Origin of the sequence: Empedobacter sp. GD03797 (assembly GCF_029842105.1) — a bacterium.
GTDB lineage: Bacteria > Bacteroidota > Bacteroidia > Flavobacteriales > Weeksellaceae > Empedobacter > Empedobacter falsenii_C.
The window spans coordinates 34,271-48,052 of the sequence record NZ_JAOCFS010000012.1; the positions used below are offsets into that span (position 1 = coordinate 34,271).

At 30.0% G+C, this 13,782-nt stretch carries 10 protein-coding genes; all 10 read right to left on the reverse strand.

Annotation, left to right across the window (positions count from 1 at the left end; all coding sequences use genetic code 11):
• Positions 1-46: 46 nt before the first annotated feature.
• The 10 genes from N5D90_RS09630 to N5D90_RS09675 all read right to left on the reverse strand — a co-directional run bounded on the left by N5D90_RS09630 (position 47) and on the right by N5D90_RS09675 (position 13,779).
• A complete protein-coding gene (locus N5D90_RS09630; RefSeq protein WP_038336689.1) occupies positions 47-679 on the reverse strand; it encodes a hypothetical protein in 633 nt (210 codons plus the stop codon).
• 191 nt (positions 680-870) lie between these two features.
• Entirely contained in the window at positions 871-2,604 is a 1,734-nt protein-coding gene (locus N5D90_RS09635; RefSeq protein ID WP_280062313.1) for a DUF262 domain-containing HNH endonuclease family protein, read from the reverse strand.
• Between the two features lie 168 nt (positions 2,605-2,772).
• Positions 2,773-3,636: an aminoglycoside 6-adenylyltransferase AadS gene (locus N5D90_RS09640; protein ID WP_003013318.1), complete on the reverse strand. Its 864-nt coding sequence runs from the start codon at positions 3,634-3,636 to the stop codon at positions 2,773-2,775.
• 174 nt (positions 3,637-3,810) lie between these two features.
• Complete coding sequence (locus tag N5D90_RS09645) at positions 3,811-4,557, reverse strand: hypothetical protein (RefSeq protein ID WP_280062314.1); 747 nt, start codon at positions 4,555-4,557, stop codon at positions 3,811-3,813.
• A 6-nt stretch (positions 4,558-4,563) separates the two neighbouring features.
• Positions 4,564-5,001: an aminoglycoside 6'-N-acetyltransferase gene (aac(6'), locus tag N5D90_RS09650; RefSeq protein WP_280062315.1), complete on the reverse strand. Its 438-nt coding sequence runs from the start codon at positions 4,999-5,001 to the stop codon at positions 4,564-4,566.
• Positions 5,002-5,908: 907 nt separating this feature from the next.
• Positions 5,909-6,604 carry a hypothetical protein gene (locus N5D90_RS09655; RefSeq protein WP_115000071.1) on the reverse strand — a complete coding sequence of 232 codons (696 nt, stop codon included), beginning with the start codon at positions 6,602-6,604 and terminating at the stop codon, positions 5,909-5,911.
• Between the two features lie 307 nt (positions 6,605-6,911).
• Positions 6,912-10,019: a CusA/CzcA family heavy metal efflux RND transporter gene (locus tag N5D90_RS09660; RefSeq protein ID WP_280062316.1), complete on the reverse strand. Its 3,108-nt coding sequence runs from the start codon at positions 10,017-10,019 to the stop codon at positions 6,912-6,914.
• A 3-nt stretch (positions 10,020-10,022) separates the two neighbouring features.
• Positions 10,023-11,114 (reverse strand): efflux RND transporter periplasmic adaptor subunit, encoded by a 1,092-nt coding sequence (locus N5D90_RS09665; RefSeq protein ID WP_280050932.1) that lies wholly within the window; start codon positions 11,112-11,114, stop codon positions 10,023-10,025.
• Between the two features lie 4 nt (positions 11,115-11,118).
• Complete coding sequence (locus N5D90_RS09670; protein ID WP_280062317.1) at positions 11,119-12,369, reverse strand: TolC family protein; 1,251 nt, start codon at positions 12,367-12,369, stop codon at positions 11,119-11,121.
• A gap of 72 nt (positions 12,370-12,441) precedes the next feature.
• Positions 12,442-13,779 carry a HAMP domain-containing sensor histidine kinase gene (locus N5D90_RS09675; protein ID WP_280062318.1) on the reverse strand — a complete coding sequence of 446 codons (1,338 nt, stop codon included), beginning with the start codon at positions 13,777-13,779 and terminating at the stop codon, positions 12,442-12,444.
• Positions 13,780-13,782 lie beyond the last annotated feature (3 nt).

A 13,782-nucleotide genomic window follows, 5' to 3' on the forward strand; every position in this document is an offset into this window, starting at 1 on the left:
CATAAAAACTGACTTTGGATTTTGATGATAAAATATAATGTAAACCTTATTTATTACAGATATCCAATACATATTGTATCTCTTTTGATTCTTTATTCTTTATCATTGGAAGAATGTTTTTACAATTCTTTTTTAAATTTTTCTTATCGTAAATAATAATATATGATAAAAGCTTATCCGTTGAATATTCTGAATTCTTAATAACATTATTAAATTCTCTTAATTTTTTAAATGCTTCTTTTTCAGTCCATGTCGTTTCCTCTCCATAAAGCTCTAATAACGTACTGTTTAACGTATAATTCACAACCGAAGAATACATTTTAGAAACCAAGTCTTCTTTACCTCCTAAACACCCATAAATCCTATCAAACTCTTCATTGTTTTCTAACTGATATTTAAAAATGTCATTTACTGATTGTAACTTTCTATCAACTGCTTCCGTAGAAAAATATGCTTTTACAATTGTTTTTCCATTTATAGCTAAGTATTCTACCTCCTTATCAGTTGCTATTTTTGATGCTTCAAAAAATAAATCGTAGACTTTACTATTTGTTCCCCAATAGCCTATATTTGAACTTTCGTATCTATCAACAATAGATAAACTATCCACAAAAACTTTAAGTTCTGGAGAAATTTGACCAAAAGAAAATATTGGAATTATAATTAATAAAATCTTCATATTAAATTTAATATAACGTAAAAAGTCTTACAAACAACATACTAAATTGAAAAATAACATGAAACATAAGTTTATCTAATCCAATAAATAAATATGAGATAAAAGCAGCGGCGCATAAATATTAAAAATCCTTCTATTATACATTTAACCCCGCATTTTGCCAATACAATGTTAGCAGAAGTGGCAATTCCTTATATACTCCAGCGGTCAAACACAAATTTTGAAATTTTTTTCCCTCTTTCCTTAATTGTCTTTTCATTCCATTCCTCATATTGGAACAATTGTCTTTCAGATTCCAAATTTGATATTTGATAAATACTTTTTTTCTGAATGAATGTTTTATTACTTAATTTAGCATTATCATACGTTAGAACTAAATTTCCAAAAGTGTGATTGTTAGTTATCTCTGCGAAACCAGGTTGCAATTTCTGCGGATAAATATGTTCAATGCTAATTTTTTTGTTATTTAGAAATTCTTCTAAAGTTCCTATTTCATAAGAATATTTTTGGTCTTTTTGTAAATAAGTTTCATAATCATACAGAAGAAGTTTAATTATATTTTCTTGTAAATCTAGATAAGCAGACTTTTGTAAAATTGAATTACGAATTTCGGTTTGATTCGAATTTTTAAACACCAAGCTCCGTAGTTGCTTTTTTAATTCTGTAAAATTTAATTTACTAGAAAAAACTTTATGAGCAAACTCATTTATTAGAGAGCTTCCTGTGTTTGATTTCTTGTTTCCAAAGACATAAACTTTTAAGCAGAAAATTTCCAATATTTCGCAGATTGGAACTAGAAATTCTTTTTTAAAACCTTTATGCGAAAGTATTGCCAAAAATAAAGGCAAAAAAGTATCAAATTTTCCTTTCCCCAAAATACTTAAACGAAATAGTGCAATGTTTACATCATTATTCTCAAAACTCCTATTTAAAAGCATTGCATAATTAGAAGCACTTTTGTGTAATAAATTAGAAAAATTCTTAATTTCAGTTACTTTTTTTTGTATATCATTTTGATATTTGTCGAATAGCCCTCCAATTTTTAATACGTCTTTTTGAGAAATCATTTCTTTTATTCTCTGATGTATATCATTTAAATTTCTTGTCTCACCTTTATGTAAAATGTAACAATCTTTTAAAAATTGGTTTTCTAATTTTATTGAATCCCCGTTTTCAATATGCATTAAGATAGAAAAAATTTCTCCAAACTTTTTATTTAAATCTTTAGCTAAATCTTTCTCATTTAATTTATGAGATAAATAGATTAAATAGTTTTTTATTTTGTCCATATCAGACAGAGGTAAACCTCTGTCATTCATAGTTTCGAATATTAAACCAACTTCACTTTCTTCTTCTAACTCAAATACATTTATTTTAAATTTAGAAAGTAAGTTTCTACGAATTTCTATTAAACTTTTTAATGAAGAGTTTCTAAAATATTTATCAAAAAAAACTCGAGCATTTAAGAGGTTTTTTTGACTTTTAGTTTTTGGATTAATTTTAGATAAATCATTAATCTTTTCTTCATTAATTATATAATTATAAAATTCTTGGTCTTTTTTACTATTTAACCTTAGCAAGGTTTGCCCTTTATCAAAAACAGGTTTGATTATTTCTAAATCTGCTTTTGCAGAATCAATTTCTTTAATTCTGTAATATAAGCTAGCTAAGAAAAGATGAATCGTTGTAATTCTTTGTTGTCCATCTACAATATCATAAACAGTTTTATCACTAATACCAAATTGTTCAACTCCAGTTTTTATAAGTGTTACAGTTCCAAAGTAGTGTTCACGAATATGTTGAACATCAGATAAATCATTTACAAAATCGGTTAATTGTGCATTATTCCAAGAATATCCTCTTTGATATTCAGGAATAGTAAAAATACCGTAGTTCAAAAATTTATCAAGTGAGTCAAATTTCATGGTTTATCTGTGTGTGGTTATGCGATTTCTGCTAACGTGCCGCGTATTGGCGATGGGCGGGATTTTTAGCACTGAACTTTAATCGAAGAACAGAAGTTGAATTTTGCACTTCCGTTGATACGAAGCCGTTCAGCCCGCCTATTGCCAATACGATGTTGTACGACGTAGTTATGTTTTGGGTTTTAGTCCAGCTAAATATTTTCGTATGTCATTTTCTAATTTATCCGGGTATTTGTACTCTAATTTTTTTGACAATTCAGTTCCTATTTCTGAAACTAAATCAGTCATTGAAAATAGAGCAGTCCAATTTTCCTTTATATCGCTCCCTGAAAATGTTTGTTCTGTTTTAGCCCACATTTCCTGGTTAAGATACTTTTTGAAAAGTCGTCCATATTTATTGGTCGTTATGTTCCAATTGTGTTCACTTGCAATGTGCCATTCAATTAAAGGAATTAAATATTCTGTGCGAATAACGGTTTCCGACATAAATTTCGCATAGAATATTTCATCTCTCACAAGACACTTTGCCACGTAAGTTGTGTCCCACCAAAAATCGTTTATTAGATTTTGAAACTCTTTTTCAGACGGTTTTTTGATAATGGAAATTTGATAAGTTGGTTTCAGCATTTGCTTTGTAATACCATCTTTATCAATTAAAATTTTATAACCAATATCCCAATCTTCTGGTAATTCTTTCTCTTGCGTTTCCTTTATAAATTTTGATTTGCTGTAAAGTTTAAAATCTACTTTCACACCGTCTTCATAAAGTAGCATTTTCATTGCGTGTTTATGGTTAAAACAACTTTCGTCTTCTTCAATCATAGCAATTGGATTTCCGAATTTAAGCGTCCAGCTTTTGTCTGAAATGTAATTTGTATTATCCTCAAAAACAAATTCAATGTCTAAATCACTAAATTCGTCAACAAGTGCTAAAGGATTTACAAGTGAACTTGTCAGAAGAAGAACTCTTACATCTTCGTTTTTCTCCGACCATTCTATAATTGTTCTTAACTTTTCTTCTCTGACTTTCATTTTGTTTGGTTCGGTTTTACTATGTCGTACAACGTTCCGCGGCTTGCAGAAGTGGCGGATTAAAGAAGCCTAAACTTTAGGTTTTGCAATGACGACAAAGGTACAAAACAAACTTTAAATTAAGCCCAAAACCCGCCATTTTTGCAAACCGCTGTTGGTGGCAGGTTTATTTTTCTATGTTATTCCTTTCCCAAGAGTCAAACAAAAAGCAATGTAAATTATAATAACTATCAACTCTAAAAAGTAATTTGGTTTGGATTTGTAACTTTCTTCAAAGGAATTCTCTCCAAATTTTAAAAATAAAATTGGTAATGAAGAAGCCATTTCAAGTAAGCCTTCTAATGCCGAATGTAGTCTGTCTGATTGAAAAAAAAGTCCTGCAACAAACGCTGCAACAGAAGCAAATATGAATGAATAGAAAATATTTTTTTTCGTTAAAGGCTCAATGTGTTGTTCATTATTTTTAGTGCTTAAATAAAAATTCAAAACTCGTAGAATAATAAAGTAAAATAAAATTCCTGTAAAAATTAATAAAATCTTTGCGTAAGGTTCTCCAACAACTTCTTTTACCGCAAAAGTCCAATCGCCTGTTTTACTGATTGCTGAATGTAAAATTGTCCCCGAAAGCCAAAATAAATTATAAGCTGTTACTTGAAATAAAAATAATTTGTCAAAAGATTTTCTTGTTAGAATATAAAATGTAAAGCCACCGAAAATTAAATTTGCAATAGGTCCACCAATGTCCACGAATATATTCCCTGGACTACTTTTAAAATAAACACTCGTCAATAGTTCAATTTTGTTTCCAATAATTAAAGAAGTTCCACCGTGTCCTATTACTTCGTGTATAATGTCTGCAACAACATAAGATAAAATTCCAACTGTTGCCAAATAAAATAGTTTGCTTTTTTGTTTGCTCATTTTATTCTATAAATCTTTGATGAAACAAACAATACGCTCTATCTCTGCAAAACCAATCTGTTTATGAAAATCAATACTTACTGAATTAGTAATGTTAGTGTCAGATGCTATTTGATTATAACCTTTTTGTTTTGCCCAATTTTCAGCATAGTTCATTAGTTTTTTTGCAATGCCTTTCTTTTGAAAATCTGACTTTACATAAATTCCCTCAACATACGCTATTGGCAAGTCTTTTGCTCCTTCTACATAATCATTTCGGCTACTTAAATGTAAAAAAGCAATATAATCACCTGCTTCTTTGCAGAGATAACAAATTTCACTTTCTGAACCTAATATCCTTTTATAATTTTCAAATTCTTCGTCAAACTCACAATCAATCCAAAGTTCTAAAACAAGTTCGGTTAGCTGTTTAAGATTATCTATTGAAAGTTGCTCTATTTCCATATTTTAGTTACAATAATTTTATTTTCTCTGTTCTGTAAAAAACTTGCCACCAACATTGTTTTTTCACGAAACTGATCTAGCTTTTGTTTCGTAAAAAATCACCTATATCTGCATTTCGTAAAATTAGAAGCAAATATAATTATTTTTTTTGTAAATAAGATATTTATAAAAACAATATTCATGTATCACGAAATAATTTAATGTAGAATGTAATAATGAATGTATGGATAGCGAAACAAAGTATTCTTGCATCATTTTATTTTTATAATTTCAATTTCCTCCCACTTTTGTTCGTGTTTTCTTCGACCGTTCTTCGACGAGAATGCCGTTTTTCCGAAGATTCGTCGAACAATGGTCGAACAATGGTCGAACAAGACCAAAATTGACCAAAAATTCAACTTCTCTCTAGCTCTTATAAATAGGAGGTTAGCAAGGTTTTTATTTTGTTATATTACTATTATTGTGTAAAAAGCAACTGGACAAAAGTGGACAAATGCGGGCAGAGCAGGGCAAATGCGGGCACAAAATTGTGTTTTTGTAAATGGTGTTGTTTCTGTTGCTAACTTTATGAATATTAATCATAAAAACTTCCAGTTATGGCAGAAATTAAAAAAGGAATCCTTGGTGGATTCTCAGGAAAAGTAGGAACTGTAGTAGGCGTTAATTAAAGTGATTTTTCGGTACAATGCTCTGATTAACGGCGTAGAAGAGTGAAGAAAAATTGTATCGAAAATAGAATTTTATAAATGTTGTTCAAATTTATTTTAACCACATAGAAACATAGTTTTAGCAATGATGACTTGTAAAGATTAGTTGAAAATACGAATAGGTAAACAACTAATTTCAACGCAAAATCATTTGGTTTTATGTTTCTATGTGGTTATTTTTGAAGAATATATCATAGCTACTATCTTTCTGTCTTTGATTTGAACCAATAATATTCATTATCCTCAAGTAAATATTTTGCTTGTTCTGCATTTTCATTTTTACTTCGTTTAATTTTTTTAATTATTGGTTTTATTTCTTCTTTATAATTTTCAAGTGTTAATCCAGCACAATCTGTTTTGCCAAAACGTAAATATCTTAATGCAAGACTCTGTCTTTGTTCGTCAATACTTGAAAGTGCTTCTTTAATTGCATTAAGACGTGTCCAACCATTTTTATTTTTATCCCACCACTTTAAAACTCTGTCAGCAAGCATTAGTCGATAAATTATAAGTTGTTCTCTTGGAGTTTTATCTTTAAAGTCAATATCGTGACTACCAGTTTGTAAATACGAAGTATAATCTTGTTTATGCAAACTCATTAACTTATCTTCATTAATTGTCAAGTCACGATAACCAAAATTCTGAAATGTTATTTCTTCTAATAACCAAGCGGCTCTAACAGAAATCCAATCAATGTCATAATTTACAATCCAACCATGTCCGTAAAATTTTTCTGCTCCTGGATAAATTAGGTCAGCAGTATTATTAAGCTTTACGAATGAAGTATCTTTAAGCAATTCAATAAGTTCAGGAATAGCATCTTTTTGATAGTTCACAATACTATCTTTAACTTTATAAATAGCACTAAAATCAGAATGTTTTAATTCAGCTATCATACCGTCCAATCGTTTCTGTGAAAAGCTTACAGTAAAAGTCAAAAGTAATATTATCGTTATGTAATGTTTCATAAAACTGCTAGTAACATTATTTTTTAAGAAATCAAGTTTTGTGATGTTTCGTATCATTATACTCAAATATAATTATTTTAGTGAATAGATTTACAATCTTAATTTTTTTGCTTCCACAATATACTACTCTTGCACACTTTGCGTCAAGAATAAATAAAAACATTTAACAAAAAAGAGGTTTCTACCATTTGGTAAAAACCCCTTTTCAATAATAATAAATAAAAAGAACAATAAATTATTTCAGGAACTTATTTTCATGTTCTTTTCTATAAACAAAATAAAACACTACAGGCAAAACGGTAAACGATAAAACCAAGCAAATGATTAATCCACCTACAATCATAATGGCTAATGGTTTCTGAATTTCAGAGCCCATTCCGGTAGAAAGTGCTGCTGGTAATAGTCCCATCGATCCCATTAAAGCAATCATCACAACAGGGCGTATTCTACTTTTAACACCATTAACTATTGCTTCTTTTAATTGCATTTTATGCTTTAAATTATCTCGAATAACACCAATTAGAACAATTCCATCAATTGTTGCTACTCCAAAAAGAATAATAAAACCTATTCCCGCAGATATACCAAAAATAGTTCCTGTTACCCAAAGCGAAATAAATCCTCCAATAAAAGCAAAAGGCAGTGTTAATGCAGCTATCGCTGTATCTTTTACATTTCCGAAATTAGTATACAATAATAATAAAATCAAAACTAAAGAAATGGGAACGACCATTGCTAATTGTTTTGCTGCGCGCTCTTTACTTTCGAATTCACCAGCCCATTCCATGTAATTTTCTTTCGGTAATTTAACTTCTTTGGCCACTACTTTCTTCGCTTCATCGATTGTACTTCCTAAATCACGACCTTCTATACTGAATCCTACACCGATATAACGGCTATTTCCTTCTCGATAAATAAAAGCAGGTCCTGTTTGATAACCAATTGTAGCTATTTCCTGCAAAGGAACATTGTTCCCGTTACTTGTCGGAATCAAAATATTTCCAATTTTCTCAGGAGTATCTCTATAAGCTTCTTGAAAACGAAGAATAACATCAAACTGTCGATCATTTTCATAAAACTTAGTAGCTGCTTGTCCACCAATTGTCATTTCAATTACTGCCTGAACATCCGCTGTACTAATACCATATTTCGCCATTTTTGAATCACTCAATTCTATTCTAAGTTCAGGTAATCCAATATTTTTGTAAACATTGATATCCGTTATTCCATTTACTTTTTCGATAGATGAAGCTACCTTATTTGCATATTTTTCTAAATCATACAAATCATCACCAAAAATCTTAATAACTAATGAACTTTTTACACCTGCTACATATTCTTCAACATTATCTTGAATGGGTTGCGAAAATCCAAATACAATTCCAGGATAATGATTCAGTTTATCTCGCATCTCTTGAATAATCTCTTCTTTTGAAACCTTGCGCTTCCAATCTTTTTTATCTTTTAATTGAATATTAAACTCAATATTGAAGAATCCTGTTGGATCTGTTCCATCATTTGGTCGACCTGTTTGTGTTAAAATAAAATCAATTTCATCACAATCTTTCTGCATCAACTCTTTCATCTCTTTTGTTAATCGAGTTGACTCTTGTAAATTGACACTATTTGGTAAAGTTGCACGAATGTAAATTGCTCCTTCATTCAATTTCGGAAGAAATTCTGATCCATAATGTGAGAACTTAAACAAACAAAGAGCTAAAATCCCTAAAAAGATTCCTATTGTTGCTTTTTTATAACGAAATGCAGTTTCATATAATCCAAAAATAGTTTTCTGAAAAAATCGAGTAATAAAGTTCTCTTTCTCCTCCATATTTTTCTTAAAAAGCAACTTACACATTGCAGGAACATAAGTTAGACTCAATATTAAAGATCCTAATAATGCGTATCCTAATGTAAATGCTAAAGGAGAGAACATTTTACCTTCCACTTTTTGGAATGAAAATATCGGTAATAAAGCGACAATAAGAATAAGTAAAGCAAAGAAAATATAAGAAGCTACACTTCCGGCGCTTTTCTTTATAACACCCATTTTACTCATTTTTGCGAAACGTTCGGCTCCTACTTTATGTTGCATTGTAGCTAAAGCAACAAAAACTGTTTCTACAATTACCAAAGTTCCTTCTAACAACAATCCAAAATCCAATGACCCCATTGAAATTAAATTCGCTGGTAATCCTTGTATTTTCAACATAATAATTGCGAACAAAAAAGAAAGCGGAATAACCGAAGCTACAATAAATGTTGATTTCCAATTATATAAAAAAACAAAAACAATTAATGAAACCAATAAAATACCTTCAATAATATTTTTAGAAACCGTATGTACTGTATTATCCACCAATTTTGTACGATCTACAACTGTTTCAATTTTTACATTATCTGGTAAAGTTCTTGTATTTAATTCTTCAATCTTTGCTTTCAGATTTCCAATGACTTCTGATGGATTTTCTCCTCGTAGCATAATAACGATACCTTGAACCATATCATCATTTTCATTATAACCAACTTGTCCCAATCTAGGTTTATTTGAAACAACAACATCTGCTACATTTTTGATAAGAATTGGTGTAGAACCATTTAGAGCAACAGTAATATTTCCTATATCCTCTATCTTATCTAACAAACCAACACCACGAACTACATAAGCTTGATCTCCTTGCTGAATAACATCTCCACCTACATTTATATTTGATTTAGAAACTGCTTCGTAAACATCTAAAGACGATAAATTATAATTTTTTAATTCGGTTGGATTGATTTTAATTTCATATGTTTTTTCTTCTCCACCAAAACTTACAACATCTGCAACTCCTGATACAGAAAGTAATTCACGTTCAATTACCCAATCCTGAATTGCTGTAACTTCCTTTATTGGTAAATCACTTTTTATTACATAACGAAAAATTTCTCCTGTAGCACCAGAAGGTGGTTCAATATCTGCATCGGCTCCTTCTGGTAAATCAACTCCACTTAATTTATTAGACACATATTGTTGTGCATAAAAATCATCTACACCATCTTCAAACTGAACAGTAACAACAGATAATCCGAAAAGAGAAATAGAACGAATATTTGATTTATGCGGAATACTATTCATTACTTTTGAAACTGGTAAAGTCACCAATTTTTCCATTTCCTCAGCACTTCTTCCTGGCCATTGTGTTATGATACGAGCTCTAGTATTCGTTACATCTGGAAATGCTTCTATTGGTGTATGTTTTAAAGAAAATATACCTGCAAAGAGTAATGCAAATACAGCAAATAAAACAAAGGTTGTATTTCGTAACGAAAAAGTTACGACTGATTGTACTAACTTTTTCATTTATTATTTATTTAATTCCTCAAATATCATTAGGGCGTTTCGAGAAATAACTTTCTCATTTGGTGCAAACTTTTCGCTAACAAATGTGTATTCCTCATTCTGACCAATCGTCGTAATTTTTCGGATTTCCATTGTACAATCATTTTTATATACCACCACATATTCCTTGTTGTTCTCAAAAACTTTGGCTTTGTTTGGTATCGCAAATGCATTTCCAACAATATTTTGTTTATCGATAATAATATCTGCACTCAAACCTGGCATCAAGTTCAAATCTTGATTTTCCAATACAACACGTGCTTTCAAAACGTGTTCATTTTCATCAAACACATTGTATATTTTATCAATTTTCCCAACATAAATGCGGTCAGGATACGCCATAGATTTCACTTTTACAGCATCACCTTTTTTTACATATTGCAGATTATTTGCGTAAATATTTACCATTACCCAAACCTGTTTTAGATTTGAAATAGAGAAAAGATTTTCATCTGAATCAGAAATAATAGACTGACCAACGCTCATGTTTTTCTGAACGATATAACCATTTTTAGGTGATAAAATCTGGAATTGACCATTGCCAACTGCACGATACATCTTCAAGGTAGCATTGATTTTATCAATTTCAATTTGCGCTGATTGTAATTCGTGTTCTGCCTCTGTAACTTCGGGCTGAGAAGCCATTCCATCATTCAACAATTCTTTTTTCGACTTAATTTGTTTTCGAATCAAATCCATTTGATTTTGATGATAACGCTTTTGCTGTACCAAATCTAGTACTTCGTTCGATTTTACAACTGCCAAAACTTGACCTTGACGCACATAATCGCCTAATTCAAAGTTCACTTTATCTACCACTCCTTGTAGCAAACTTTTAAAGCCAACTAAATCATTTTCGTTATATTCAATTTTTCCTGACAAGGTTAATTGTTCGTGAATTGGTTGCTGCAAAACTGGTACAATTTCGGTTGACTTTTTCAATTGCTCGTTCAAACAAAATTTGTTTTCTTTTACCACTTCTTTCTCGGTTTCTTGCTTGTTACAACTACTTAAAACCAAAGTAAAAGCAGCTAAAAAATAAAAAGTTTTTTTCATCATTTTATAAATCTTGTCCAACGATATAATTTAGTTCTTCGAATGTGTTTTGATAATTTTCCAATAAATCCAAATAAGCTTTTTGAGATTCGCGATAAGCCTGCGTAAAATCAATAAATTCTAATAAAGTGATTTGTTTATTTTGGAGATGTTTTTTATAATTGTCAATCATAGTTAATTGCTCTTGATTGTTCAATTTTTTCCATTGAATAAGTGCTTTATCCAATTGACTAATTTGATTTTGAAGTCGATCAATCGAAATATCTAATTCAGAATTCAAGGCATTTTTGGTGATTTGTTGTTGATTCAGTACAATTTCAGAAGCTTTGATGTTTCCTTTATTCGTATTAAAAATCGGTAAATCAATGCTTACTCCAACACCAACAAAATCGCGCATAATATTTCCACCTCGATCATAAATTACTTGAAAAGCCAAATCTGGTGTACGTTGTGCTTTTTCTAAAATCAATTGTTTTTCAGCTAAATTGATTTCATTCTCTTGTTTTTTTAACGCTATATTTTGCTCTTTCGCTAATTGTTTAGCATTAAATGGAATTGATTTGGAGTGAGAATTGAATCTTGAAAAATCGATTTCATTTACATTTAAATCTGAGTTTTGCGTTAACAATCGAAGTTTATTGATGTATTCAATTTCTTGATTTTCTAGCTCAATTTGATCTTTTTGTAAACCAATTAATTCGGTTTGAAGTCTGTAAAAATCTGCTTTTGGAACATTTTTTAAATCTGCTTGTCGCTGATATTGCGTCATCATTTGTTCAAACAAATCAACGCTATTTTGCAATTCTTTTTTTTCAGATTGAATACGCGCCAACGAAAAATATGTTTGTCTTAATTCTTTTTTCAGCTCACGCAACAATTCCTCATACTCAAAAAGTGCCGAATTCTTCTCTAATTCTTTAATTGCAACACGCTTTTTTCGTTTACCTGCGGTTTCAATTAATTGCTCTAATTCGACAGAAATTTGTTGATTTTTCCCGTATTTACCGAATAAATAAGGCTGTTCTTCTACATTATAAGTTTTCCAAAGATTAACCTCAGAAATACTCAACGTTGGATTTTGCCATAATTTCTCCTGAATAATTTCAGCATCAACTCTGTCAGCATTGAATTTATTCGCAATGAGTGCATAATTTTTTTGTAAAAAAGCGGCTTCTAGATTGTCCAACGTTACGTTTTGCGCCTGTGTTTGCATCGCAAAAATAATTGGAATTGCAGTATAATAGATCTTCTTCACTTCTACTCTTTTTGAAAATTCAAAAGTAAAAGTGTAAGATTAAGGCGAGTTTTAAGTTAGATTAAAAGTAGATTAGAAAATGAGTTTAACAATCGTTCCTTTAGGTTTATTTGGAACAATTTCGATATCAATTTGATGAAGTGTAAAAATAATATTCGCCATCGAAAGTCCAATACCTTTTCCTTGAAAATCTTGCGTGTTTTTTCCTCGAAAAAAGTTTTGTTTAATTTGTTTGATATCGGTTTCTAAAATACCAATTCCCAAATCGGAAATATGAATTTGTAAACGGTGATTGATTTCCAAAAACTGTACTAAAATCGGTTGATTGTTCGAATATTTTATCGCGTTACTTACTAAATTATTCAACGCAACTTCTAATAATTTTTCGTTTCCTTGAATGGTTAACAATTGATTATTTTCGACTTGTAAATCCACATTTATACGTGCTTGATGATACAAAATAGCATTTTCAATCACTTGCCAAACTACCTCATCAATTCGAATTTGACTAAATTCAAAACTCGTTTTTGCACCCGAAAGTAACATCATTTGATCTAACGTTTCTTGCAAATCATTCGTATATTGTTTTAATTGCACAATCACACTTTCGTATTCTTCTAGCGTTCTTTTTTTATGATTAGTTACCTCAAAAGTCCCTAATAATGCTGTAATTGGAGTTCGTAATTCGTGTGAAACATAATCGATAAAATTCTTTTGTACATTAAAAGTTTGCGCCATTCGATCAATAAAATGATTGTAGGTTTTGATTAAATCTTCAATCTCCGCATACGACTTATTGAGCTTTAAAGGTTCAGTAAAATTCTTTGCATCACGCTCTTTTATTTGCTCAATAATTTTTGTAATCGGTTCATAAGCAATTACTCCTAAAAAATTAGAAAATAGATAAATAAAAATCAACCCAACCAATGAAACCGAAATCAAAATTTGAAGTAACGATTGCATTTGTTCGTTAAATTCTTGTTTAGATTCACGCGTGATTACAACAAAATCACCTTCATTATCACGATAAAAAATTCCGTTATAAAAGAAATCTTTACTTGTAAAAAAATCTGATTTATTGGCACGAATATTTTCTATAAAATTGGTTGAAATATCTTTATTAGACGACATATTTCCATTGTATTTTTTGTTGTTATGATCAACAATTAAAATATTTTTTCGGGAAATCGTCTTCTCTAATTGATTTTTGATATTATTATGTTCTAAAACAGGTAATTCGTCCTTTTCTAAATAATAAATAGAAGCCAAAAGTGTCTTATTCTGCAATGATTTGATCTCTTTTTTCTCCATTTCGGTATAAAAAGAAAAATAAATAATTGTAGAAACAATCAAAATAATGATACTAAAAATAATGACTGAATAATGCGCTAATCGATGTTTTAACTTCATAAT